This window comes from Tepidimonas sp. HKU78 (assembly GCF_049860815.1).
In the GTDB taxonomy this organism is placed as follows: Bacteria; Pseudomonadota; Gammaproteobacteria; order Burkholderiales; family Burkholderiaceae_C; genus Tepidimonas.
On record NZ_CP187547.1, the window covers coordinates 252,766 to 277,740 of the forward strand.

27 protein-coding genes are annotated in these 24,975 nt (G+C 68.2%); 6 read left to right on the forward strand and 21 right to left on the reverse strand.

Annotation, left to right across the window (positions count from 1 at the left end; genetic code table 11):
- Nucleotides 1-16: 16 nt before the first annotated feature.
- The 17 genes from cheY to ACPYIS_RS01380 form a co-directional block, all read right to left on the reverse strand.
- Entirely contained in the window at nt 17-403 is a 387-nt protein-coding gene (gene cheY / locus ACPYIS_RS01300) for a chemotaxis response regulator CheY (protein WP_424895197.1), read from the reverse strand.
- Nucleotides 404-427: 24 nt separating this feature from the next.
- Nucleotides 428-1,414 carry a flagellar motor protein MotB gene (gene motB, locus ACPYIS_RS01305; protein ID WP_424895196.1) on the reverse strand — a complete coding sequence of 329 codons (987 nt, stop codon included), beginning with the start codon at nt 1,412-1,414 and terminating at the stop codon, nt 428-430.
- 44 nt (nt 1,415-1,458) lie between these two features.
- A complete protein-coding gene (gene motA, locus ACPYIS_RS01310) occupies nt 1,459-2,316 on the reverse strand; it encodes a flagellar motor stator protein MotA (protein WP_424895195.1) in 858 nt (285 codons plus the stop codon).
- Nucleotides 2,317-2,387: 71 nt separating this feature from the next.
- The gene (locus ACPYIS_RS01315; RefSeq protein WP_299022359.1) at nt 2,388-2,744 is read right to left on the reverse strand and encodes a YqjK family protein; all 357 of its coding nucleotides are present in this window, start codon (nt 2,742-2,744) and stop codon (nt 2,388-2,390) included.
- On the reverse strand, nt 2,731-3,156 hold the full coding sequence (locus ACPYIS_RS01320; RefSeq protein ID WP_424858688.1) for a phage holin family protein: 426 nt from the start codon (nt 3,154-3,156) through the stop codon (nt 2,731-2,733). The genes ACPYIS_RS01315 and ACPYIS_RS01320 overlap by 14 nt, the downstream gene beginning before the upstream one ends.
- Nucleotides 3,157-3,175: 19 nt before the next feature.
- Entirely contained in the window at nt 3,176-3,487 is a 312-nt protein-coding gene (locus ACPYIS_RS01325; protein ID WP_424858687.1) for a DUF883 family protein, read from the reverse strand.
- A 42-nt stretch (nt 3,488-3,529) separates the two neighbouring features.
- Entirely contained in the window at nt 3,530-5,323 is a 1,794-nt protein-coding gene (gene aspS / locus ACPYIS_RS01330; RefSeq protein ID WP_424858686.1) for an aspartate--tRNA ligase, read from the reverse strand.
- A gap of 58 nt (nt 5,324-5,381) precedes the next feature.
- Nucleotides 5,382-6,059 (reverse strand): DUF502 domain-containing protein, encoded by a 678-nt coding sequence (locus tag ACPYIS_RS01335; RefSeq protein ID WP_299022369.1) that lies wholly within the window; start codon nt 6,057-6,059, stop codon nt 5,382-5,384.
- Entirely contained in the window at nt 6,046-6,366 is a 321-nt protein-coding gene (locus ACPYIS_RS01340; protein ID WP_299022373.1) for an FmdB family zinc ribbon protein, read from the reverse strand. The genes ACPYIS_RS01335 and ACPYIS_RS01340 overlap by 14 nt, the downstream gene beginning before the upstream one ends.
- 94 nt (nt 6,367-6,460) lie before the next feature.
- Complete coding sequence (ubiB, locus tag ACPYIS_RS01345) at nt 6,461-8,014, reverse strand: ubiquinone biosynthesis regulatory protein kinase UbiB (RefSeq protein WP_424895194.1); 1,554 nt, start codon at nt 8,012-8,014, stop codon at nt 6,461-6,463.
- Entirely contained in the window at nt 8,011-8,598 is a 588-nt protein-coding gene (locus tag ACPYIS_RS01350; RefSeq protein WP_424858685.1) for a ubiquinone biosynthesis accessory factor UbiJ, read from the reverse strand. Before ACPYIS_RS01350 ends, ubiB begins: the two co-directional genes overlap by 4 nt.
- Nucleotides 8,599-8,631: 33 nt before the next feature.
- Entirely contained in the window at nt 8,632-9,621 is a 990-nt protein-coding gene (locus tag ACPYIS_RS01355) for a Tim44 domain-containing protein (protein ID WP_299022444.1), read from the reverse strand.
- Nucleotides 9,622-9,664: 43 nt separating this feature from the next.
- Entirely contained in the window at nt 9,665-10,396 is a 732-nt protein-coding gene (gene ubiE, locus ACPYIS_RS01360; RefSeq protein WP_299022380.1) for a bifunctional demethylmenaquinone methyltransferase/2-methoxy-6-polyprenyl-1,4-benzoquinol methylase UbiE, read from the reverse strand.
- A gap of 37 nt (nt 10,397-10,433) precedes the next feature.
- Nucleotides 10,434-10,838, reverse strand: a complete 405-nt coding sequence (locus ACPYIS_RS01365) for a DUF971 domain-containing protein (protein WP_299022385.1) — start codon at nt 10,836-10,838, stop codon at nt 10,434-10,436.
- A 37-nt stretch (nt 10,839-10,875) separates the two neighbouring features.
- Nucleotides 10,876-11,334 (reverse strand): HIT family protein, encoded by a 459-nt coding sequence (locus ACPYIS_RS01370; RefSeq protein ID WP_299022388.1) that lies wholly within the window; start codon nt 11,332-11,334, stop codon nt 10,876-10,878.
- A complete protein-coding gene (locus tag ACPYIS_RS01375) occupies nt 11,331-15,239 on the reverse strand; it encodes a DUF3683 domain-containing protein (RefSeq protein WP_424858684.1) in 3,909 nt (1,302 codons plus the stop codon). Before ACPYIS_RS01375 ends, ACPYIS_RS01370 begins: the two co-directional genes overlap by 4 nt.
- Nucleotides 15,240-15,375: 136 nt before the next feature.
- Nucleotides 15,376-15,684, reverse strand: coding sequence for a hypothetical protein (locus ACPYIS_RS01380; RefSeq protein ID WP_425973781.1), 309 nt, complete (start codon nt 15,682-15,684; stop codon nt 15,376-15,378).
- Here ACPYIS_RS01380 and hemA point away from each other — a divergent pair.
- The 5 genes from hemA (at nt 15,683) to ACPYIS_RS01405 (ending at nt 20,557) form a co-directional block, all read left to right on the forward strand.
- Nucleotides 15,683-17,005, forward strand: coding sequence for a glutamyl-tRNA reductase (gene hemA / locus ACPYIS_RS01385; protein WP_424858682.1), 1,323 nt, complete (start codon nt 15,683-15,685; stop codon nt 17,003-17,005). The two genes, ACPYIS_RS01380 and hemA, sit on opposite strands and share 2 nt — an antisense overlap.
- Nucleotides 17,002-18,108, forward strand: coding sequence for a peptide chain release factor 1 (prfA, locus tag ACPYIS_RS01390; RefSeq protein WP_424858681.1), 1,107 nt, complete (start codon nt 17,002-17,004; stop codon nt 18,106-18,108). Before hemA ends, prfA begins: the two co-directional genes overlap by 4 nt.
- A gap of 4 nt (nt 18,109-18,112) precedes the next feature.
- Nucleotides 18,113-19,081: a peptide chain release factor N(5)-glutamine methyltransferase gene (gene prmC, locus ACPYIS_RS01395; RefSeq protein ID WP_424858680.1), complete on the forward strand. Its 969-nt coding sequence runs from the start codon at nt 18,113-18,115 to the stop codon at nt 19,079-19,081.
- 34 nt (nt 19,082-19,115) lie between these two features.
- Complete coding sequence (gene grxD / locus ACPYIS_RS01400) at nt 19,116-19,442, forward strand: Grx4 family monothiol glutaredoxin (protein ID WP_299022404.1); 327 nt, start codon at nt 19,116-19,118, stop codon at nt 19,440-19,442.
- A gap of 107 nt (nt 19,443-19,549) precedes the next feature.
- A complete protein-coding gene (locus ACPYIS_RS01405; protein WP_299022406.1) occupies nt 19,550-20,557 on the forward strand; it encodes an AAA family ATPase in 1,008 nt (335 codons plus the stop codon).
- Nucleotides 20,558-20,572: 15 nt separating this feature from the next.
- Here the strand turns inward: ACPYIS_RS01405 and ACPYIS_RS01410 are convergent, their stop codons facing one another.
- From ACPYIS_RS01410 to ACPYIS_RS01425, 4 genes are all read right to left on the reverse strand, one after another.
- Nucleotides 20,573-21,193: an exopolysaccharide biosynthesis protein gene (locus ACPYIS_RS01410; RefSeq protein WP_299022409.1), complete on the reverse strand. Its 621-nt coding sequence runs from the start codon at nt 21,191-21,193 to the stop codon at nt 20,573-20,575.
- Complete coding sequence (locus ACPYIS_RS01415) at nt 21,183-21,602, reverse strand: hypothetical protein (RefSeq protein ID WP_143968348.1); 420 nt, start codon at nt 21,600-21,602, stop codon at nt 21,183-21,185. The genes ACPYIS_RS01410 and ACPYIS_RS01415 overlap by 11 nt, the downstream gene beginning before the upstream one ends.
- 101 nt (nt 21,603-21,703) lie before the next feature.
- On the reverse strand, nt 21,704-22,384 hold the full coding sequence (locus ACPYIS_RS01420; RefSeq protein ID WP_143968349.1) for a lytic transglycosylase domain-containing protein: 681 nt from the start codon (nt 22,382-22,384) through the stop codon (nt 21,704-21,706).
- Between the two features lie 2 nt (nt 22,385-22,386).
- Entirely contained in the window at nt 22,387-24,132 is a 1,746-nt protein-coding gene (locus ACPYIS_RS01425; RefSeq protein WP_424895193.1) for a proline--tRNA ligase, read from the reverse strand.
- Between the two features lie 61 nt (nt 24,133-24,193).
- On the opposite strand from ACPYIS_RS01425, the gene ACPYIS_RS01430 reads away from it, so the two are divergent.
- On the forward strand, nt 24,194-24,913 hold the full coding sequence (locus ACPYIS_RS01430; RefSeq protein ID WP_299022422.1) for an RNA pyrophosphohydrolase: 720 nt from the start codon (nt 24,194-24,196) through the stop codon (nt 24,911-24,913).
- Nucleotides 24,914-24,975 lie beyond the last annotated feature (62 nt).

Genomic DNA, 24,975 nt, shown 5'->3' on the forward strand with positions numbered 1-24,975 from the left:
CCTCCGGATACCGTGTTCACGCCCAGCCCATCTTGCGGAAGATGTTGGTGAGCTTTTCTTCGAGTGTCGCTTTGGTAAAGGGCTTGACGATGTAGCCCGCCGCCCCGCCCTGTGCCGCTGCGATGATGTCTTCCTTGCGCGCCTCGGCGGTCACCATCAGCACGGGGATGTGCTTGAGCTTGTCATCACTCTTGATCTGGGTGAGCAGCTCGAAGCCGTTCATGTTCGGCATGTTGATGTCGGTGATCACCATGTCGAACTTGCCGTTGCGCAGCTTGTGGAGGGCAACCGAGCCGTCTTCGGCCTCGTCGGTGTCGGCGTGGCCCAGCTCCTTGAGCAGGTTGCGCACGATACGCCGCATCGTGGAAAAGTCGTCGACAATCAAAAAACGCACATCGGCCATGAAAGACTCCGTCCCGGACAGGCCTTAGTTTAAGGGCATGGGCCGCCCACCGGCAGCCGGTGTTTTCGCGGGGGTCGCGCTCGCTGCCCCCTGCACCGCGGCGCGGGCAGCGTCTTCGTCCTCGACCGCCGGGGCCGCCTCCAGTGACTTGGACATACGCTCCTCCGCCTCGCGCGTCAGCACCAAGATGCTGATGCGGCGGTTGCGCGGATCATACGGGTTGTCGGGGAACAGCAGCTGCTTGTCGGCCATGCCGACCACACGCGCGAGCTTGCCCTCTGGCAGGCCGGCGGCCACCAGCTCGCGCCGGCTGGCATTCGCCCGATCGGCCGATAGCTCCCAGTTGCTATACGCCCGCTCCCCGCTGCCATACGGCGTGGCGTCCGTGTGCCCCGAGAGCGAAATGCGGTTGTCGACTTCCATCAGCGCCTGCGCAATGGCACGCAAGATGTCGCGCATGTAGGGCTTGACCAGGGCACTGCCGGTGTCGAACATGGCGCGCTTCTGGTCGTCGACGATCTGGATGTTGAGCCCGTCTTGCACCATCTCCAGCCGGATTTGATTTTTGAACTCGGCCAGCTGCGGGTTGACGTTGATGATGTTCTCGAGTTTTTCGCGCAGCGTCGCGATGCGCTGCTTGTCCTGGCGAATCGCCTCGGCGCGCGCGAGCTGCGCCCCGATTTCGCGCACCTTGTCCTGGACGTTACCACTGGCGTCCTCACCCACGCTTTTGGTGAGGTCGTCGCCGCCGCCTTCCAGAATGCTGGTGGCGCCGCCGGAGCCAGGGCCACCGAACAACATCACCTTCAGCGGCTGGTTGAAATAATCGGCGATGCCCTTGCGGTCGCCTTCGGTGGTCGAGCCGAGCAGCCACATCAGCAGGAAAAAAGCCATCATCGCCGTCACGAAGTCGGCGTAAGCGATCTTCCAGGCACCGCCGTGTGCGCCATGCCCGCCTTTCTTGACGCGCTTGACGATGATGGGTTGCAGCGGCTTGCCGGACGAGGCCATGATGGACGCGATGCGAGGTCAGGGCGATGGGCGGAATCTCACCGTCATTTTTTCTTGACGTGCGCCTCTAGCTCACTAAAAGTCGGGCGTTGGTCGGAAAACAGCACCTTGCGGCCAAACTCGATCGCCGTCATGGGAGCGTAGCCCTGCATGCTGGCCAACAGGGTGGTTTTGATGCACTGGAATTCCTTGCTGGATTCCTCCACCTTTTGTTCCAACAGGCTGGCCAGCGGCTCGGCGAACGCATACGCCAGCAAGATGCCGAGGAACGTACCCACCAGCGCCGAGCCGATCATCCCTCCCAGCACGGCCGGGGGCTGCCCGACCGAGCCCATCGTATTGACCACGCCCAACACCGCAGCCACGATACCGAACGCAGGCAACGCGCCGGCGAGCCGCTGCAGCGCCGCCACCGCCGCGTGCTCTTCGGCGTGGTGGGTGTCGAGTTCCGCATCCATGATGGACTCGATCTCATGCGCGTTGAGGTTGCCTGAAACCATCAAACGCAGGTAGTCGGTGATGAACTCGACCGTGTGATGGTCGCTGGCAATCGTCGGGTATTTCTGGAACAGCGGCGAGGCATCCGGATTTTCCACATCGCCCTCGATGGCCATCAACCCTTCTTTGCGCGCTTTTTGCAGGATGTCGAACAGCAAGCCCAACAGGTCCATGAAGCGCGCCTTGGTGTACTTGGACCCTTTGAAGCACGCCCCCAGCCCGCGCCCGACGCCCTTGAGCACCTTCATCAGGTTACCGGCGATGAACACGCCGATCGCTGCCCCGAAAATGGTGGCCATCTCGAACGGCAGCGCTTTCAGGATGACCCCGATGTTGCCACCGTGGATGATGAAGACACCGAAGATGCAGATCAGGACGATCAGCCAGCCGACGATGACGAACATAGGCGCTATCCTGCCTCAGGAAAGTGACGGACGATTCTAGCGTGAGACCGGGTGGGGTATCTCCACCGCGCTCAGGAAGAGCGCGCCCCGGTGGGCTGGCGTGGCCCCCGTTCCGCCCCCCGCCATAGCGGCGACAGGCGCTCGCGCAACGGAGCCCAGCGCTGCCACAAGCGCCAACCGCGCCACACCAGCCACGCCCCGCGCCATACCGCCCTGGGACGGCGCCACACCAGCACCGCCGCAGCCACCAGCGCCACCCACGGGTGCGCCTGCAGCCAGCGCCAGCCCTCGCGTGCCTGATCGGCCCAGCCGAAGGCCGGCTGCAGCGCCCGGCCCTGCAGCGCCAAGCGTTCGCGCAGCTCACCCGAGCGCTGCAGCAGCGCCTGGCGGCGCGCAGCCAACCGAGTGCGGCGGTCAGTTCCGGCCACGCAAGCGCTCCACGTCACGGTCCAGCTCGGACATGCTCGCCGCAAACCAGCGTATCCCCAGCAGACGCCGACGGGCCCAAAGCAGCGCGACAACGCCCAAGGTCAGAAATACCGCGCTAAACAAAGCCAGCGCCAGCAGCCGGTGCGACTCCCACAGTAACACCGTCAGTAGCACCGCCAGAAAGCCCAAGCCGAGTACCAGCAACAGGGCTGCGGCGACGGTTGCCGCCAGCCCCTCGGCCACATCGAGCGCATGCTCGCGCGCCTCGACGCCCAGCAGCGCAAGGCGCACCCCCAGCAGCTCGCCAGCGTCGTGGAACCATCCGCGCGTGGCGCTCCACAGCGACTGCGGCGCCGCAGCGGACGGGGGTCGATCCTCCTGGCCCATGGGAATCGGTGAGGGGGAGGGCATGCGCCCTCCCCCGTCGGCTTTAGCGACGGCCGATCAGCAGACCCACCAGCAGGCCGAAGCCCGCTGCCACCCCGATCGCTTTCCAGGGGTGCTCGTGCACATAATGGTCGGTGGCACGGGCCACTTCTCGCGTGCGCTCGCGCAGCGCCGCTTCGGCGTCGGCCAACCGATAGCGGGCGGTGCGCAGGTTTTCACCCAAACGCTCGCGCAGCTCGGCCACTTTTTCGCCCGTCGATTGGGCGGTGGCCGCCAGCAAGTCTTCGGCATCGGCGACCACGGTCTTGAGGTCGGCCACCAGTTTGTCCTTCGGTTGCAGGGTGTTGTCGGTCATGGCACGCTCCTTGTGTGATGGAAAAATTGATGATCCACTGTATCACGCAGGCTGCTGGTTGCGCAGGCGGATGTGCAGTTCGCGCAACTGTTTTTCGTCCACCGGGCTGGGCGCGTGGGTCAGCAGGCACTGGGCGCGCTGCGTCTTGGGGAAGGCGATCACGTCACGGATCGACTCGGCACCGGTCATGAGCGTGACCAACCGATCCAGCCCAAACGCCAGCCCGCCATGCGGCGGCGCGCCGTATTGCAGCGCGTCGAGCAGGAAGCCGAACTTGGCGCGCGCCTCCTCCGGCCCGATCTTGAGCGCGGCAAACACCTTGTTTTGCACGTCGGCGCGGTGGATGCGCACCGATCCGCCCCCTAGCTCCCAGCCGTTGAGCACCATGTCGTAGGCCTTGGCCAGACAGGCGCCGGGGTTGGTGTCCATCAGGTCCTCGTGGCCGTCCTTGGGCGCGGTGAACGGGTGGTGCACCGCCACCCAGCGCTGCTCTTCGTCGTCGTACTCGAACATCGGGAAGTCCACCACCCACAGCGGCGCCCAACGGTCCTCGAACAGCCCGTTGGCCTTGCCGAAGGCGCTGTGCCCGATCTTGACGCGCAGCGCACCGATCGCGTCGTTGACGACCTTGGCCTTGTCGGCACCGAAAAACAGCAAGTCGCCATTTTGCGCCCCGGTGCGCTGCAGGATCGCCTGCAGGGCCGCGTCGTGCAGGTTTTTGACGATGGGCGACTGCAGTCCGTCGCGCCCCGCGGCGACGTCGTTGACCTTGATCCAGGCCAGCCCCTTGGCCCCATAGATCTTGACGAACTCGGTGTATCCGTCGATGTCGCTGCGCGACAGCGCCGCGCCACCGGGCACGCGCAGCGCCACGACGCGGCCGCCGGTCATGTTGGCCGGCCCCGAAAAGACCTTGAACTCCACGTCCTTCATGACGTCGGTCAGCTCGGTAAACTCGAGCCGCACGCGCAGGTCGGGCTTGTCCGACCCGAAGCGCGCCATCGCCTCGGCATACGGCATGACGGGGAAGTCGCCCAGATCGACCCCAATGGTCTGGGCAAAGACCTGGCGGATCATCTCTTGGAACAGGTCGCGAATTTCCTGCTCCGTCATGAACGAGGTCTCGATATCGATCTGCGTGAACTCAGGCTGGCGGTCGGCGCGCAGATCCTCGTCACGGAAGCACTTGGTGATCTGGTAGTAGCGGTCGAACCCCGACACCATGAGCAGCTGCTTGAACAACTGCGGCGACTGCGGCAGCGCGTAGAACATACCGTCGTGCACGCGGCTGGGCACCAGGTAGTCGCGCGCCCCTTCGGGCGTGCTCTTGGTCAGCATCGGGGTTTCGATGTCGATGAAGCCGTGCGCGTCCAGAAAACGGCGCACCGCCATCGCCACGCGGTAGCGCAGCATGAGGTTGCGCTGCATCACGGGGCGACGCAGGTCCAGCACGCGGTGCGTCAGGCGCGTGGTTTCGGACAGGTTGTCGTCGTCGAGCTGAAACGGCGGCGTGACGCTGGGGTTGAGCACCACGATCTCGTGGCACAAGACCTCGACGCGGCCACTGCGGATGGCCTCGTTGACCGTGCCCTCGGGGCGCGCGCGCACCACACCCTTGACCTGCACGCAGTATTCGTTGCGCAGCCCTTCGGCGGTGGCAAACATCTCGGGCCGGTCGGGGTCGCACACCACCTGCACCGTGCCCTCCCGGTCGCGCAGGTCGACGAAGATGACGCCGCCGTGGTCGCGCCGCCGGTTGACCCAGCCACACAGGGTGACGGTCTGGCCCATCAGGGCCTCGGTGACCTGCCCGCAGTAGGTGGTGCGCATGTGCATGAAAACCTCTCGACTCATCGTGCGTGTGAAGGTAAAACGGTCAGCGATCGTGCAAACGTCAAGCCGGGCCCGAGGGCGCCGCCACCCCGGGCGGCAGCGCGCTCTTGCGACCGCCGGGCACGATCACCCCCATGGAAATGACGTAGGTCAGCGCCTCGTCCACCGTCATGGCCAACGGCACCACGTCGCGCCGGTGCACCATGACGAAATAGCCCCCCGTCGGGTTGGGCGTGGTGGGCACATAGACACTCAAATAATCTTGCGGCGGCAGGTGCCGGGCCACGTCGCCGCCGGGTGCGCCAGTCAGAAAGGCGATCGTCCACATGCCCTCGCGCGGCCACTGGACCAACAGCGCCTGCCGGAAGGCGTTGCCTTTTTCGGACAGCAGCGTGTCGGACACCTGCTTGACGCCCGAATAGATCGAGCGCACCACGGGGATGCGCTGCAGCAGCGCGTGCCACCACGCGATGAGCTGGTTGCCAACGTAGTTGGACGCCAGCGCCCCGATGCCCAGCACGATGGACAGCGCCAGCAGCACCCCCAGACCCGGGATGCGCGTGCCGATCCAGCGCTCCGGCTGCCAGGCGTCGGGCAGGATGTTCAGGGTCTGATCCAGCGTCGAAATCACCCAATCGAGCACCCACAGGGTGACGATGAGCGGCACCAGGACCAGCAAGCCCGCTAGCAACCAGCGGCGCAGCGCGCCGACGATGCGCCCTCGGTCAATGACAGGCACAGGACGCCCCGCACGGCGTGGAAGACGCACCCCCCTCGGACGCCGCCGCCGCACCGGAGGCGGCCGCTCCGGCCGCCGCTGCGCCCGCCTTGTCGCCCGCGCTGGCCGCCGACGCGCCACTGCCGTTGTTGCGGAAATCGGTCACGTACCAGCCGGTGCCCTTGAGCTGAAAACCGGCGGCGGTGAGCTGCTTGCGAAACGTGGGCGCCCCGCACGCCGGGCACGTGGTCAGCGGCTCGTCGGACACTTTTTGCAACACGTCCTTGGCGTGGCCACAGGACTCGCATTTGTACGCGTAGATGGGCATGGCTGCACCTGCAAGGAAGTCTCGTTGAAACCCAAAATCTGGGAAAACCCTTCATTATAGGTGAGGCGGCGCGCCCGGGATTTCAAGCCCGCCGTCACCACAGCCGCAGGCGCAGCCACCACTGCATGGCCATGAGGCCGGCCACAAAGCCAAACAGCACGTAGATCACCATCATCAGCAGCCGCTGCGTGCGGCGCTGCTCCTGCACCAAGCGGTCGATCTCGTGCCGCAAGTCGGTGGGGCGCTGGCGCAAATAATCGTGCAGCAGACGCGGCAGCTCGGGGATCAGCTTCGCGTAGTGCCGGGCCTCGGCCTTGAGCTGGTTCCAGAACTTCTTCGGCCCCACCTGCTCCAGCATCCAGCGCTCCAGGAAGGGCTTGGCCGTGCTCCAGAGGTCCAGATCGGGATCGAGCTCGCGCCCCAGCCCCTCGATGTTGAGCAGCGTCTTTTGCAGCAACACCAGCTGCGGCTGGATCTCGACGTTGAAGCGGCGCGAGGTCTGAAACAGGCGCATGAGCACCAGGCCGAGGGAGATCTCTTTGAGCGGGCGATCGAAATACGGCTCGCACACGGCGCGGATGGCGGCCTCGAGTTCGTCCACGCGCGTGTCCGCCGGCACCCAGCCCGACTCGATGTGCAGCTCGGCCACGCGCTTGTAGTCGCGCCGAAAAAACGCGGTGAAGTTTTGCGCCAGATATTCCTTATCGAACTGGGTGAGGGTGCCAACGATGCCGAAGTCGAGCGAGATGTAGCGCCCAAACGTCTCCGGGGCGATGGAGACCTGGATGTTGCCCGGGTGCATGTCGGCATGAAAAAACCCGTCGCGAAACACCTGGGTGAAGAAGATGGTCACGCCGTCGCGCGCGAGCTGCCGGATGTCCACGCCCGCCTCGCGCAAACGCTGCACCTGGCTGATGGGCACACCGTGCATGCGCTCCATCACCAGCACCTCGGGGCGACAGTAGTCCCAGTACATCTCGGGGATGAGCACCAGGTTCAGCCCCGCCATGTTGCGCCGCAGCTGGGCCGCGTTGGACGCCTCGCGCATCAGGTCGAGCTCGTCGTGCAGGTATTTGTCGAACTCGGCCACCACCTCGCGCGGCTTGAGGCGGCGCCCGTCGCGCGATAGCCGCTCCACCCAGCGCGCTATGGTGCGCATGAGGGCGAGGTCATTTTCGATCACGGGCAGCATGTTGGGCCGCAGCACCTTGACCGCGACCTCGCGCCCGTCGTGCAGCCGGGCGAAGTGCACCTGGGCGATGGAGGCGCTGGCCACCGGCTCGCGCTCGAAGTGCGCGAACACCGCGTGCAAGGGCTGCCCGAAGGCGCGCTCGATGGTGGCAATGGCCACCTCCGCCGGAAACGGGGGCACGCGGTCCTGCAGCCGGGCCAGCTCGTCGGCGATGTCCGGCGGCAGCAGATCGCGCCGGGTGGACAGCACCTGCCCAAATTTCACGAAGATTGGCCCCAGCCGCTCCAATGCCTCGCGCAGGCGCTGGCCGCGCGGCGCACTCAGATTGCGGCCGACCGAAATCAGCCGCCGCAGCCGCACCAACAGCGGGTGCCGAAAGCCAGAGAGCACCAGCTCGTCGAGGCCATAGCGAAAAACGACCCAGGCGATCACCCAGCTGCGCAGCCATTGCCTCATGGCGCGCCTCCGCCGCCATCGGTCTGCGCGGCACCCGCCATCCGCGCGCGCAGCGTCTGTGCACGCTCGCGCGCCGCTTGCACCGCAGGCGCCAAGCCCGTGCGCAGCAGGGCCACCGCTTGGCGGCCCACCTGCACCAGCGTATGCGCTGCCGCGTCGCCCAGCAGGCGCGAGAGATCTTCCTCCAGGTCCCAGCGCACGTTGTCCACCAGCCACGCCACCTCGGCCGCGAGCTGCACGTCGCCCTCGATGCCCACCGTCGGCTTGTCGCCACTGGCCAGCTTGCCCGCCAGCGTGAACGCGGAGGGCTCGTCCAGGGTCAGCACCAGGTCGGCCGGGGCGTCAGCGCGGGCCTGCGCCAACAAGCCGGCGGGGGTGATGTGCAGCGCCAGCGCCCCCGGTAGCACGCGCGCCAGCGCCGCGTGCGGCCAACGCAACTGGATCGTCTTGCCTGCCTGCCGACGCAGGCGCTGCATCGCCTCGGGCTCTTGCTGCAGCACGTGGTTGAGCAGCAGCACGACGCGGTTGCGCGCCTCGTCGAGCAGCCACGGTGGCGGGGAAAAAGAAATCGGGGGCATGGTCATGCCCCCGATTCTGCCGGATTGGCGATCGGGCCGTCACTGCAGGGCTTGGACCCCGGCGACCAGCCAGCCGCCGCGCCCGTTCTTGGGGCGCGTGATGTTCCACACTTCGCGGAATGGGGCGGGTCCTTCGGCCGGATTTTCCCGGATCAGGCCCGAGAACTCGACGCTGGCCATGTATTCGTCGTCGCGCTCCTCGATACCCAACAACTGGGCGTCCAGCGTCACGACCTCCGTCTGGTTGGGCACGCCGCCCGAGTGCCGCTCGCGCTCGGCGAGCTGGGCCTGGATCTGCTCGACCATCTCGTCGGTCATCATCGCGCGCAGGGCGGGGATGTCACCGCGATCCCAGGCGTCTTGCAGCTGGATGAAGTTGGCCTTGGACGCGCGGAGAAACCCTTCCGTGTCAAAGCCCGCGGGAATACCCCAAGCCTGGGGACCGTTCAGGGCCGCACCGATTCGGCTGCCCGGTTGACCGGCAGGTTCGGCCGTGCCAAAGGTGCTGTGACTGCGCTCCCACGGCCGGGCCGACGCGTCGTTGCCGACATGGGCTGGCTGGTAGCCGCGCAGCGTGACGGGTGCCACCCCCCCTGCCCCGGCGCCTTGGTGCGCCAGGGCGGAGCGGCCCGCCGCCCGACTGCGCATGACCCATGCGATCACCGCCGCCACGACCATGGCGAGCAGCAGGATGAGCAGGAACTGCGCAAACGCTTCGCCGAAGCCGAGCGCGCTGGCCAGCCAGGCCAGCCCCAGCCCCGCGGCCAGGCCACCCAGCATCGCCCCCCAGGGACGCTGCGGCTTGGCGGCAGCCCCAGCGGCCGCGCCGGCGGGGGCCGTGGGCGCCGCGGCTTGGTTCGGCGTCTGCGCCGGCGCCGGTTGGGCGGGCGCCTGCGGTGCGGCTTGGCGTTGCGTCACGTTGCTGGACTGCTTGCCCATCGATCCACCACCGCCCAAGCGCTTGGCCCAGACGTCGGCCGACGACAAGGCCATCGCCGCCACCAGCATCCACGTTCCCAGTTTCGTCACCACGGTCTCTCTCCTAGCAAGGGCCACGATCACAGGCCCGGATTCATGTCTTGATGCCCACGTGCAAGGCGACGACGCCGGCGGTCAGGTTGTGCACATCGACGTGGCCGAAGCCCGCCTCCTGCACCATCCCGCGCAACGTCTGCTGATCAGGGTGCATGCGGATCGACTCGGCCAGATAGCGATAACTGGCCTCGTCCCCCGCCACCCAACGCCCCAGCCGCGGCAGCACATGAAAGCTGTACCAGTCGTAGGCTTTTTGCAGCGGGGGCGCGACCTTCGAAAACTCGAGCACCAGCAGCTTGCCGCCGACCCTGAGTACTCGATTCATTTCGCGCAGCGCAAGTTCCTTGTGCGTCATGTTGCGCAGACCAAACGCCACCGTGACGAGGTCGAAGTGGCCATCGGGAAACGGCAGTTGCTCGGCGTCGCACACCACGGTAGGCAGCGCCAGCCCATGGTCGAGCAGCCGGTCGCGCCCCTCCCGCAGCATGGATTCGTTGATGTCGGTGTGCACCACCATGCCGCCCGGTTGTACCTTGGGCGCAATGGCCAGCGCCATGTCGCCGGTGCCCCCGGCGATGTCGAGCACGCGCTGGCCAGGCTGGGGGTTGGCGACCATGACGGTGTACGCCTTCCAGCAGCGGTGCAGGCCGGCGGACATGAGGTCATTCATGAGGTCGTAGCGCGGCGCGACCGAGTCGAAGACGGCACGCACGCGCCGGGCCTTTTCGCGTTCGTCGACGGTCTGGAAACCGAAATGGGTAGAGCTCATGGCCGTATCGTAGCCGCTGCAGGGCGTGGGCGGGGCATCAATGGTGCCCGCAACCGGGCGCGGCCGCACTCGGCATGGGCGCGTCCCGGTCGAGGCCGGCTTCGGCCAGCCGGCGCTCGTAGTCGGCCCACAGCGCGTCCTGCTGCGAGCCGAGGAAGTACAGATACTCCCAGGTGAAGATGCCGCTGTCGTGCCCGTCGGAGAAGGTGGGCTGCACCGCGTAGTGGCCCACGGGCTCCAGCGCCACGATGTCGACGTGGCGCTTGCCGGTCTGCAGCACCGCCTGCCCCGGCCCGTGGCCCTGCACCTCGGCCGACGGGGAGTAAACGCGCATCAGCTCGAACGGGATGCGAAAGTGCGCGCCATCGGCAAAGCGAATTTCGAAGATGCGCGATGCGTTGTGCACGGTAATCGATTCGGGTGCGGGGGTGGTAGCGGACATGGGCGACCTCCGGTGAAGTGGGTTGGGATCGAGGCGATCACGCGAGGGGCGACGGCGCCAGCGCCGCCACGATGGCTGCATCGCAGTCGGGCAGCGCTGCCCGCACGGCGGCCAGTTGCTGCGCATCGCCCGTGCGCCGCTCGGCATCCCAGATCGGGGCGGGGAACCGACTGTCCCACTCGAAGCGGGCGATGACGTGCCAGTGCAGGTGCGGCACGACGTTGCCCAGCGATGCCAGGTTGACCTTGGTCGGCTGCAGACAGGCGCGCAACACGCGCTCGACCGCCGTCACGAGGCGCATCCCTGCCGCCTGCTGGAACGCATCGAGATCCGACCATTCGGCCACGTGGTCCGTGGCGATGACGCGGTACCACGCTGGCGCCGATGACACCTCGGCGCCGACCGCACGCACCACGCGCCAGCCTTGCCCGCGCCAGAGCAGCACGCCGCCGTCTTCGCGGCACAAAGGGCAGGCGGCGGCAGGCGGAGCGCTCACACCAGCACCCGTTCGATGCCGCCGGCATTGGCGCGCGCCACATAGTCCGGCAGCCAGTTCTCACCCAAGATCTGGCGCGCGATTTCGACCACGATGTAGTCGGCCTCCAGCAGTCCGTTGCTGAGATCCTCGCCGTAGCGGCTCAGGCCCTGCAGGCAGCTCGGGCACGAGGTCAGGATCTTGGTGCGCCCGGGCGTCAGCGACGCACCGTTGCGCTCGGCCAAGGCCGCCAACTGCTGCTCGTTCTTGCGCAACTCTTGCTCTTTGCGGAAGCGCACCTGCGTCGAAATATCGGGCCGCGTGACGCCGAGCGTGCCCGACTCGCCGCAGCAGCGGTCGCTGGCCACGACGGTGTCGCCCACCAGCGCCTTGACGGTCTTCATCGGGTCTTGCTGCTTCATCGGGCTGTGGCACGGATCGTGGTAGAGGTACGCGCCCTTGCCCTCCAGTTTGACGCCCTTTTCCAGCAGGTATTCGTGGATGTCGACGATGCGGCAGCCGGGGAAGATCTTGTCGAACTGATAGCCCTGCAGCTGGTCGTAGCAGGTACCGCAGCTCACCACCACCGTCTTGATGTCCAGGTAGTTGAGCGTGTTGGCCACGCGGTGGAACAGCACCCGATTGTCGGTGATGATTTTTTCCGCCTTGTCGAACTGACCCGAGCCGCGCTGCGGATAGCCGCAGCACAGATAGCCAGGCGGCAACACCGTCTGCACGCCAACGTGCCACAGCATGGCCTGCGTGGCCAGCCCCACTTGACTGAACAGCCGCTCCGAGCCGCAGCCGGGGAAGTAGAAGACCGCCTCCGCGTCGGCGCTGGTGCGCTGCGGGTCGCGGATGATGGGCACGTAGTTTTTGTCCTCGATGTCGAGCAAGGCGCGCGCCGTCTTCTTGGGCAGGTTGCCCGGCATCTTCTTGTTGATGAAGTGGATGACCTGCTCTTTGACCGGCGCGGGCCCCACCGTGGCGGGCGGCGCCGCCGTCTGCTTGCGCGCCAGGCCCTTGAGCAGATCGTGCGCCCAGCGCTGCGCGCGAAAGCCGACGTCGACCATGGCGGTGCGCATGAGCTTGATCGTCTCCGGCTGGGTGGCATTGAGGAAGGTCATCGCCAGCGCGTTACCCGGGCGGAAGGACTTGCGACCCATCTTGCGCAGCAGGTTGCGCATGTTCATCGACACGTCGCCGAAGTCGATCTTCACCGGGCAGGGCGACAAGCACTTGTGGCACACCGTGCAGTGGTCGGCCACGTCCTCGAACTCCTCCCAGTGCTGGATGGAGACGCCACGGCGCGTCTGCTCCTCGTACAGGAAAGCCTCGATCAGCAAGCTGGTGGCCAGGATCTTGTTGCGCGGGCTGTACAGCAGGTTGGCGCGCGGCACGTGGGTCGAGCACACGGGCTTGCACTTGCCGCAGCGCAGGCAGTCCTTGATGCTGTCGGCAATGGCGCCGATGTCGCTTTGCTGCATGATGAGCGACTCGTACCCCATGAGGCCAAAGCTCGGCGTGTACGCCTGGCTCAGATCGGCCGGGTGCACGTCGGGGCCCAACGCACTCGCCGTGCGCAACAGCTTGCCGCGGTTGAAACGCCCGTGCGGATCGATGCGGCGCTTGTACTCGGCAAACGGGGCCAGCTCGTCGTCGCTGAGGTACTCCAGCTTGGTGATGCCGATGCCGTGCTCACCCGAGATCACGCCGTCGAGGCGGCGCGCCAGCGCCATGATGCGATCGACCGCCTCGTGCGCGGTCTGCAGCATCTCGTAGTCGTCGCTGTTGACCGGGATGTTGGTGTGCACGTTGCCGTCGCCCGCGTGCATGTGCAGCGCCACCCAGACGCGCCCTTTGAGCACGCGCCGGTGGATGGCATCGCACTCGGCCAGCACGGGCGCAAACACCGCGCCCGTGAAGAGCTCGCGCAGCGGCGCGCGCAGCTGGGTTTTCCAGCTCGCGCGCAGGGTGTGGTCCTGCAGCTGCTCGAACAGCGTGCGCTCGCCCGGCGCGGCCGGCGCGTCCAGTCCGTCGTGCCAAGCCTGCCACTGCGCGCGCACGCGGCGGATGAGCGCGCGCGCCTGCTCGGTGCGCTCGGCCAGCAACTCGGCACTGGGCATGTCATGGGGGTCTTCGGCCTTGCCCAGCGGCAACGCCCCGCGCCCGAAAAACGCCTCCAGCTCGTCGCACAGGCGGATCTTGTTGCGCAGGCTGAGTTCGATGTTGATGCGCTCGATGCCCAGCGTGTACTCACCCATACGCTCCAGCGGGATCACCACGTCCTCGTTGATCTTGAAGGCGTTGGTGTGACGGCTGATCGCGGCGGTGCGTTTGCGGTCGGCCCAGAATTTTTTGCGTGCCTCGGGGCTGACGGCGACGAACCCCTCGCCGGCGCGGGCGTTGGCCAGCCGCACCACCTCGCTGGCGGCGCGCGCCACGGCGTCCGGGTCGTCACCCACGATGTCGCCGATGAGCACCATCTTGGGCAGGGTGCCGCGCTTGCTCTTGGTGGTGTAGCCCACCGCCTTCAGGTAGCGGTCATCCAAATGTTCCAGACCCGCGAGCAGCGTGCCGGACAGCCTTTGCTCGGCGAACAGATAGTCCTTGATCTCGACGATCGAGGGCACCGCGTCCTTGGGGTTGCCGAAAAACTCCAGGCATACGGTGCGCGTGTGCGCGGGCATGCGGTGCACCACCCAGCGCGCGCTGGTGATGATGCCGTCGCAGCCCTCTTTTTGCACGCCAGGCAGGCCACTCAGAAACTTGTCCGTGACGTCCTTGCCCAGCCCCGCCTTGCGAAACGCCGCGCCAGGGATGTCGAGCCGCTCGGTGCGGCGCAGTGTCTTGCCGTCGGGGCCAAAGTAGCGCAGCTCGAAGGACGCCACCTCGGCGTCGTGGATCTTGCCCCGGTTGTGGCCGATGCGGTGCACCTCGAGCCACTCGGCGTCGGGCGTGACCATGCGCCACGACGCCAGGTTGTCCAGCGCCGTGCCCCACAGCACCGCCTTCTTACCACCGGCGTTCATGGCGATGTTGCCGCCGATGCACGACGCCTCGGCCGAAGTGGGATCGACCGCGAACACGAAGCCCGCGCGCTCGGCGGCATCCGCCACGCGCTGGGTGACGACGCCCGCCTCGGTCCAGATCGTGGGCACGGGCGCGTCCAGCCCGGGCAAGGTCACCATCTCGACCTCGGTCATCGCCTCCAGCTTTTCGGTGTTGATGACCGCGCTCTTCCATGTCAGCGGCACCGCACCACCCGTGTAGCCCGTTCCGCCGCCGCGCGGGATGATGGTCAACCCCAGCTCGACGCAGCCCTGCACCAGCCCCACGATTTCGGCCTCGGTGTCGGGGGTGAGCACGACGAACGGATACTCGACGCGCCAGTCGGTGGCGTCCGTGACGTGGCTGACGCGGCTCAGGCCATCGAATTTGATGTTGTCGCGCGCCGTGTGCCGACGCAACACCTTGACCGCGCGCTGGCGCAGCGCAGCCATGTCCTCGAACGCCTGGGCGAATGCCTGCACGGCACGGCGCGCATGGTCCAGCAGCTCGCCCACCAACACGTCGCGCTGCGGGTCGTCTTGCGGGCGGCGGCGTTTTTCGATTTCGCCCAAGCGGTGGTGCAAGGCCTCGATGAGCGCGGCGCGACGCTTGGGGTTGGCCAGCAGATCGTCCTGCAAGTACGGGTTGCGCTGCACCACCCAGATGTCGCCCAGCACCTCGTAGAGCATGCGCGCCGAGCGGCCGGTGGCGCGCTCGCGGCGCAGTTGCTCGATGATGTCCCACGCGCGTGCGCCCAACAGGCGCAGCACGATCTCGCGATCCGAAAACGACGTGTAGTTGTACGGAATCTCGCGCAATCGCGGCGTGTCGGACTCGGCCGTGAGCAGTGCGTTCAGGGGCGTCGGTGCGTTCATGGGCAAGGAGCGGCGAGCAAGCCACGCGGCAGCGCGGCCCGCAGGATCGGCACGGCAGCCGGGGCAGGACCGACGATGTTACCGCAGCGCAGCACGGCACCACTGACAGCAGGGTTGCGCCGGACGGACCCTGCCTTCAGGCGCGCCGCGCATCGCGCCAGGCGGCCACCCCCCCAAGGACCACCACCAGCAGGGCATAGATCACCATGCGGCCATCACGCCCCAGCCACGGTAATGCCGCCGCCAGCACCGCCGACCCCGCCAGACCCAGCCACACGCAGTGGCCCCACCACCGCCGCCAAAACGGCTGCCGCGCCCGCGCGCGCCACGCCAGCGCGACGGCGAGCAGCGCCCCGACGCCCCAGGCCGGTGCCACGAGGTTGAGCAGGTGGTTGAGCAGGGGCAGGACGTCCACGAAGGACAAAATTTTATAATCCGCAATCATGGCAGTCTGGGCGCTCGGCATCAACCACCACACCGCTCCGCTCGATGTGCGCGGGCGGTTTGCATTCGCGCTCGACCAGGTGCCGGACGCCTTGCGGCGCTTTCGCGCCGCGTTGGTCAGGCAGCCCGAGGCCACGCTGTTGTCCACCTGCAACCGCACCGAGCTGTACTGCGCCAGCGACGAACCCTTGATCGAGCCGACGGCGCGCTGGCTGGCCGACACCGCCGGGGTGGCGCCCGAGTTGCTGCTGCAGCACGCCTACGTGCTGCGCGACGATGCCGCGGCACGCCACGCATTTCGCGTCGCCAGCGGGCTGGACAGCATGGTGCTGGGTGAGGCGCAGATCCTGGGCCAGCTCAAAGACGCGGTGCGCGTGGCCGACGAGGTGGGCACACTGGGCACCACGCTGCATCAGCTGTTCCAACGCTCGTTCGCGGTGGCCAAGCAAGTGCGCAGCAGCACCGCCATCGGTGCGCATTCCATCAGCATGGCGGCGGCCGCGGTGCGGCTGGCCAGCCAGCTGTTCGAAGACCTGCGCGACATCCGCGTGCTGTTCGTGGGCGCGGGCGAGATGATCGAACTGACCGCCACGCACTTCGCCGCACGCCAGCCGCGCGCGATGGCGGTCGCCAACCGCACCCTGGAGCGCGGCGAAAAGCTCGCCGCCCGCTTTGGGGCCGAGGCGATGCGGCTGTCGGACCTGCCCGCCCGGCTGCACGAGTTCGACGCCGTGATCAGCTGCACCGCCAGCACGCTGCCGCTGATCGGCCTGGGCATGGTCGAGAGCGCCTTGCGCCGCCGCCGCCACCGACCGATGTTCATGGTCGATCTGGCCGTGCCGCGCGACATCGAGGCCGAGGTGCGCGAGCTCGACGACGTCTATCTGTACACGGTGGATGATCTCGCCTCCGTGGTGCAGGCGGGCAAGGACAGCCGACAGGCCGCGGTGGCGCAGGCCGAAGCCATCATCGACGCCGGTGTGCAGAGCTTCATGCACTGGCTGCGCCAGCGTGACCCCAACGCGGGGGTGGTGGCGTTGATCCGTGACCTGCAGACGCAGGCCGACGCGTGGCGGGCGGCCGAGATCGCACGCGCCAAACGGCTGCTGGCGCGGGGGGAATCGGTCGATGCGGCGCTCGAAGCGCTGGCGCGCGGCCTGACGCAAAAAATGCTGCACGGCGCGCTGGCCGAGCTGCACAGCGGCGACGAGGCGGCCCGGCAGCACACGGCCGAGGTGGTATCACGGCTATTTCTGCGCGGCCGGCCCGATGCGGCGGCGCCCCGCCGTGCCAGCGACGACGGACGGCCACCACGCCCATGAAGCCCTTCATCCGCGAGACGCTCGAGCGCTTGCGCCTACGGCTGCACGAGCTCGATGCCCAACTGTCCGCGCCCGATGCGACGGCAGACTTGGAGCGCTTTCGCGCGTTGACGCGCGAGCACGCCGAAACCGACACCATCGTCCAGCCCTACCTGCGCTACCTGCAGTGCGAGGCGCAACGACACGAGGCCGAGCAGCTCGCCACTGAAGCCGCCGCCAGCGGCGACGAGGCGCTGGCGGCCATGGTGGCGGATGAGGTGGCCGCCGCACAAGCCGAGCTCGAACGGCTCGAGGCCGAGCTGCACGCCCTGCTGCTGCCGCGCGACCCCGACGACGAGCGCAACGCCTTCGTCGAGATCCGCGCCGGCACGGGCGGCGAGGAAGCCGCTCTGTTTGCCGCGGAGCTGGCGCGCATGTACATCCGTGATGCCGAGCGGCAAGGCTGGCGCGCCGAGGTCATCAGCGAATCCCCCAGCGAGCTGGGTGGCGCCAAGGAAGTGGTGCTGCGCATCGTCGGCCCGGGTGCGTACGGGCGACTGCGCTTCGAATCAGGCGGCCACCGGGTGCAGCGGGTACCGGTGACGGAGTCGCAGGGGCGCATTCACACCAGCGCCTGCACCGTGGCGGTGCTGCCCGAGCCCGACGAGGCGCAGGCGGTGCAGATCAACCCGGCGGAGCTGCGCATCGACACCTTCCGTGCCAGCGGCGCGGGCGGCCAGCACATCAACAAAACCGACTCGGCGGTGCGCATCACGCACCTGCCCACGGGCATCGTGGCCGAATGCCAAGACGACCGCAGCCAGCACCGCAACCGGGCCAAGGCGCTGCAAGTGCTGCTGGCGCGCCTGCAAGAGCGCGAGCGGCGCGAGCGCGAAGCGCGCGAGGCGGCAGCCCGCAAGGGCCTCATCGGCAGCGGCGACCGCAGCGACCGCATCCGCACCTACAACTTTCCGCAGGGCCGCGTCACCGACCACCGCATCAACCTGACCCTGTACAAGCTGCCGGCGGTGCTCGAAGGCGACTTGGACGACCTCATCCGTCCGTTGCAGCTGGCACGCGGTGCAGAGCTGATGGCCGAGCTCGAAGCGCGTGCTGGCAGCTGAGCCCATGTCCTGCCCTCCCACGCCGACACCACCGCCGCTGCATACACGGCGCGCTGCCTTGCAGTGGGCGCGAGCGATGGGGCTGGACTGGCTCGATGCGCAATGGCTGCTGCTGCACGCCCTGGGGCGCTCGGCAAGCGAGCGAGCGTGGCTGCTGGCCCACGACGACGAGCCGCTGCCGCCCGCGGCGGCGACGCGCTATGCCGACCTGTGCCAACGACGGCTCGACCGCGTCCCGCTGGCCTACCTCACGGGCGAACGCGGTTTTCACGGTTTGATACTGAAGGTCGACGCGCGTGTGCTGGACCCACGCCCCGATACCGAGACGCTGGTGGAGTGGGCGCTGGCGCTGCTGCCACCCGACGGCAGCGCCCACGTCCTCGACCTGGGCACGGGCAGCGGCGCGATCGCGCTGGCCATCCAGCACGCACGGCCACGGGCCGCCGTCTGGGGGCTGGATGCGAGCGCCGACGCCCTGGCCGTGGCGGCTGCCAACGGTCAAACCCTGCGCCTGCCGGTGCGCTGGCTGCGGGGCCATTGGTGGGACGGCTGGCGCCCCTGGCCGACCGACGCCCACACCAGCGACACGGCATCCCCACCGTGGCCGGCGCGCTTCGACCTTGTCGTGGCCAACCCCCCGTACTTGCGCGCCGATGACCCCCATCTGCCGACGCTGCGCCACGAACCGCGCGACGCCCTGGTCGCGGGCGCCGACGGACTGCGCGACCTGCGGGCCATCGTGGCGGGCGCCCCGGCCCACCTGACACCCGGCGGCTGGCTGCTGCTCGAGCACGGCTGGGACCAGGCCGACGCGGTGGCCGACCTGCTGCGCGCGCGCGGCTTCTTCGACATCGACCACCGGCGCGACCTGGGCGGACACCGGCGCTGCACCGGCGGGCGCTGGGGTGGTGAACCCAGCGGCGCTGCGGCCATCGACGGCACTGGCGCCACGCCGCGCGCCGACGGGCGATAATCGGCGCATCGAGGCTTTCATCGACAGACCACCCATGAGCGACGTCCAGCAACGCATCGACCAATTGGTCAAAAACCACGACATCGTGCTGTTCATGAAGGGCACGGCCAGCTTCCCGATGTGTGGCTTCTCCGGCCGCGCGGTGCAGATCCTCAAGGCCTGCGGCGTGGACCCGAAAGACGTGGTCACCGTCAACGTGCTGGAAGATCCCGAGATTCGCCAGGGCATCAAGGAGTACAGCAACTGGCCGACCATCCCGCAGCTGTACGTGCGGGGTGAGTTCATCGGCGGCTCCGACATCATGATGGAGATGTACGAATCCGGAGAACTGCAGCGGCTGCTGGCGACTCCAACCGCATAAGACCGGGCCTGCGGGGCCGACGCGCCATCCGGATTCTCCCGGGTTGTTCGCGTGGCACGAAACATGCTTCAATGACCGCAGGACTGGTCGTCGAAGGAGAGCGTGCCATGGAAACCACCCATCCCCTCCCCGCCACGGTAGCGCCGCGCAGCCTGCCCATCGCGCGCGTGCGCGACGTCTTCAGCCCCGAGGACGTCGAGCAGCGGCTGCGCCGCCTCAAAGCGCAGGGCAACGAGCGCGAGCAAGCCACGCTGTGCCAGACCTATGAGCGCATGCTCGAACGCGGACCGCAGCGCTTTGCGGTCAAACCCTCGGGCGTGCCGGATGTGGAGCCGCTGTACGAGCAGCTGCCCAACTTCCGCGAGGTGCTCGACGACGTGCGGCGCCACATCGCGCTGGCGCAGGAAAGCAGCGACAGCCTCGAGATCACGCCCTTGCTGTTGCTCGGCCCGCCAGGCGTGGGCAAGACGCATTTTGCGCACCAACTGGCCGAGCTGCTGGCCACCACCATGACGCTGGTGCCGATGAGCTCGATGACCGCGGGCTGGCTGCTGTCGGGCTCGTCGTCGCAATGGAAAGGCGCCAAGCCGGGCAAAGTGTTCGAGGCGTTGGTGGAGGGCAACTATGCCAACCCGGTCATCGTGGTCGACGAAATCGACAAGGCCAGCGACGCGCAGTACGACCCGCTGGGGGCGTTGTACAGCCTGCTGGAGCCCCAGACCGCGCAGCGCTTCGTCGACGAATTTGCCGAGGTGCCGATCGACGCCAGCCAAGTGATCTGGATCACCACCGCCAACGACGAGCGCGCGATTCCCGACCCGATCCTCAACCGCATGAACGTGTTCGAGATCGCGCCCCCCACGCGGGACGAGGCGCGGCGCATCGCGCGCCAGCTCTACCAGCGCTTGCGCGCCGCGCACGACTGGGGACGGCTGTTCGACGAGGAGCCCGGTGACGACGTGCTCGATCAATTGGCGGGCATGGCGCCGCGCGAGATGCGCCGGGCGCTCATGACCGGCTTTGGCAACGCACGGCTGGACCGGCGCGACCGCATCGAGACGCGGGACCTGCCCGCGGCTGCCGGCGGACGCGCGCGCATCGGCTTCCTGCAGTGAGGGCCGGGGACGAGGTCAGAACCACCAGCGAAACAGGTGCTCCACCCCCTGCCACAGCGTGACCAGGTAGGCGATCGCCCCCGCCCCGATGGCCCCGGACACCAGCAAGGCCAGCCCGTCGCGGAACATCCAGCCCAGGCTCAGCGCGATCAGGCTGAGGCTGGGCAGTACGTTGCCGAACGGCAGCGGCAGGAAGATGATGCCTGCCATCAGCGCGATCCACAGGCCCCACCACAGACGCAGGCGTGGGTGGACGAGGGCGGGCCAGCGCGGACGCATCCAGCGCGCGGCGGTTTCGTAGGTCATGGCCAGCAGCTCCAGGCCGCGCGTCGCCCAGGTGCCGCGCAGCGTCACGGCGCCGACGCGGCGCGGCAGCACGATGGCGTCACGTCCCGCCATCCAGGCCAGCGCCAGCGCCCACAGGCCGAAGCTCAGGACCGTGCCGGCACCGGCCACCGGCAGCACGGTCAGCAGCGCCATCACCATCAGCAGCACGGCCCCCGAGCCGTGGCCATGCAGATCGACGACCTCGCCCAGACTCAGCGCGACCGGGGCACCGCCCGGCGGCGGGGAATCGGCCATCTCGCCCAGCCGGGCCGCCGCCTCGCGCAGCGCGCGCGCCAACTCAACGGCCATGGGGTCCCCGCACCGACGCCGCCAGGCTGCCCCACTGGCGCCCCAGGCGACCACTGACCACGTGCAGCACCACGGCCAGCGCCAGCAGACCGAAGGCGACCACCGCCCACGCCACCCAGGCCAGCGGCACCAGCCAGCCGGCGATCGTGGCGAAGGCCGGCAGCACCGCCGTCAGCCAGGCCCACGACTGCGTCAGCGCGGCGGCGAGCTGCTGCAGCCAGGCCGGATCCACCCACAGCACCAGCCATGCCGGCCAGGGAAAGTGCTGGACCGCCTGCGTCACCGCGGCGGCGTCCTGTCCGGACGACAGCAGCCCCGCCGCCCAGCCCAGGAGCTGGGTGCCGACGAACACCACGGCCGTCCACAGCACCATCGCAAGCGCAAACACCACCCAGATCAGCCAACGCATGGACATCTCCTCACCGACCGGACGCCCGCCGCCGGGCCTCACGTGATCACGCATCAGAGGCCGGATTCGGCCGGAAGTTCGGTCGCCGTGCGGATCGGCCCTCACGCCAGCCGCCAGCGGCGCTCGGCCGCGAACACCGCGTTCGGGTAGGGGGCGCGTCCGCGGCTGCCGTTGTAGCGCCCCAGGGCCAGGAACAGGTCGCCGCGCTCGCGCTGCAGGTAGTGGCGCAGGATGACGCAGCCATAGCGCAGATTGGTTTGCAGATGGAACAGCTTGTCCGGATCCCCATCGCCGATGACCCGCGTCCAGAACGGCATCACCTGCATGTAGCCGCGCGCGCCGGCCCGCGAGATCGCGTACTTGCGAAAGGCGCTCTCGACCTCGATCAGGCCCAGCACCAGCGCCGTGTCCAGTCCGGCGCGCCGGCTTTCGTACCAGACCGTTTGCAGAAAATCGACGCGCGCCTGGGGTTCGGGCTTGCGGCGCCGCAACTGCCAGCTCGCCCGGCTCAGCCAGCGCAGGTAGGCCAGCCGCTCCTCGGCCGTCAGAAACTCGGGCTCCGGCGGATCGAGCTGCTCGACGGCCGCCTGCAGCGCGTGGCGGACCGCGTCGGACAGCGGCTCCTCGATCTGGGCACCGGCCTGCGCCGGGGCGGCGGCCGCCCACGCCCAGGCCCCCGCGATGGGCACGAGGCTCCGCCCCGCCAGCACCGGTGCGGCCAACCCCGCCAGCCGCCCCAGACAGCGGCGCCGGTCGAGGCCTGGCCCGGGGGCCGTATCCATGGTCACACCGCGATGCGGCCGCGCAGCCAGTCCACGATGTCGGCCAGCGGCACCGGCGTGGCCGCGGTGTCGCGCCGGTGCTGGTACTCGACCAGGCCGTCCTTGAGGCCGCGGTCGCCGACGGTGACGCGGTGGGGCACGCCGATCAGCTCCCAGTCGGCGAACATGGCGCCCGGCCGCTCGCCGCGGTCGTCCAGGATGACGTCCACCCCGTGCGCTGCCAGTTCGTCGTGCAGGCGCTCGGCGGCCTCGCGCACGGCGGGGCTGCGGTCCATCCCGATCGGGCAGACGACCACCGTGAAGGGGGCGATCGCGTCGGGCCAGATGATGCCGCGCTCGTCGTGGTTCTGCTCGATGGCTGCCGCCGGCAGGCGGGTGATGCCGATGCCGTAGCAGCCCATCTCGAACAGCTTGGGCTTGCCGTCCTCGTCCAGGAAAGTGGCGTTCATGGCCCGGCTGTACTTGGTGCCCAGGTAGAACACGTGGCCGACCTCGATGCCGCGCTCGATCGCCAACACTCCCTTGCCGTCCGGCGACGGGTCGCCCGCGACGACGTTGCGGATGTCGGCGACCAGGTCCGGCTCGGGCAGGTCGCGCCCCCAGTTGACGCCGGTGAGGTGGTGGTCGACTTCGTTGGCGCCGCAGATCCAGTCGGCCATCACCGCCACCTCGCGGTCGGCCACCACGGTGACCGGGCGCTTCAGGCCCACCGGGCCCAGATAGCCGGGTCGGCAGCCAAAGTGCGCGACGATCTCGGCCTCGGTCGCAAACCGGAAGCCCCGCTGCAGACCGGGCAGCTTGCCGACCTTGACCTCGTTCATCTCGTGGTCGCCGCGCAGCAGCAGCAGCCACAGGCGCGTGGCCACGACCTCGTCGCGCTCGTTGATCTCGTCGGTGGCCAGCACAATCGACTTGACCGTGGTCGCCAGCGGCACGCCCAGCAGCGCGGCCACGTCGGCACAGGTGCTGCGCCCCGGCGTCGGGGTTTTGACCATGGGCTGGCGGGGTACCGGGCGCGGCCCCTGTGGTGCCAGGGCCTCGGCCTTTTCGATGTTGGCCGCGTAATCGCTGGTGGGGCAGTAGACGATGGCATCCTCGCCCGTGGCGGCAATCACCTGGAACTCCTCGCTCAGGTCGCCGCCAATGGCGCCGCTGTCGGCGGCCACGGCGCGGTACGTCAGCCCGAAGCGGTCGAAAATGCGGCGATACGCCTGCGCCATGATGGCGTAGCTGCGCTGGGCGCCTTCGGCGTCGCGGTCGAAGCTGTAGGCGTCCTTCATGATGAACTCACGCCCGCGCATCAGGCCAAAGCGCGGCCGCCGTTCGTCGCGAAACTTGGTCTGGATCTGATAGAAGTTTTTGGGCAGCTGCTTGTAGCTGCGCAGCTCCTGGCGCGCGATGTCGGTCACCACCTCTTCGCTGGTGGGCTGGATGACGAAGTCACGCTCGTGCCGGTCCTTGATGCGCAGCAGCTCCGGGCCCATTTTGTCGAAGCGCCCGGTCTCTTGCCACAGCTCGGCGGGCTGCACGATGGGCATGGTCAGCTCGATGGCGCCGGCACGGTCCATCTCCTCGCGCACGATGCGCTCGACTTTGCGGATGACGCGCAGCCCCATGGGCATGTAGGTGTAGATGCCGGCCGAGAGCTTTTTGATCATGCCGGCACGCAGCATCAGGCGGTGGCTGACGACCTCGGCATCGGCCGGGGCTTCCTTGAGGGTGGCGATGTGGAACTGGGAGGCTTTCATATCAACACAAATCCCGACCCGCGTTGCATAATCGGGACAGTTTCAAGAATTGGGGTCGATTATGCTTGACAGAGACGGCTTCAGGCCCAATGTCGGCATCATCTTGCTCAACCACAAGAACCAGGTGTTCTGGGGCAAGCGCATCCGCACCCACTCCTGGCAGTTTCCGCAAGGCGGCATCGACCGCGGCGAGACCCCGGAACAGGCCATGTACCGGGAACTGCATGAGGAGATCGGACTGCGCCCGGAGCACGTGGCCGTCATCGCGCGCACGCGCGACTGGTTGCGCTACGAGGTGCCGGACCGCTACATCCGCCGCGAATCGCGCGGCCACTACCGGGGACAGAAGCAAATCTGGTTTTTGCTGCGGCTCGTCAGCGGCGACTGGAACCTGAACCTGCGCGCCACCGATCACCCCGAGTTCGACGCCTGGCGCTGGAACGACTACTGGGTGCCGCTGGACAGCGTCATCGAGTTCAAGCGCGACGTCTATCAGCGCGCGCTACAGGAACTGGCGCGTTACCTGCCACCACCGGGGCCGATCGGGGCCGATCCGCGCGGCCCCCGCAACCGCTACCTGCGCTCCAATGCGCGCCCCCGGGCCGGGCCCGCGCCCAAGGGTGCCGATGGCGCGCGCCGCCCGCGGGCGCTGCCGCCCCAGCTGGCCATGCCCACGCATCTGGAACTGCCCCCGGGTGCCAGTTTCGACCCGCAACCGGCGGCCGCCGATGCGGGAGATTCGGTTCCCGCTCCGTTCCCGAGCGCGCCCTCGCGGCGCTGACCACCACGCCCTTCCCTGACACCGTGCGCTTACTCCCTCGATCCCCGCATCCGCGCTTCGCT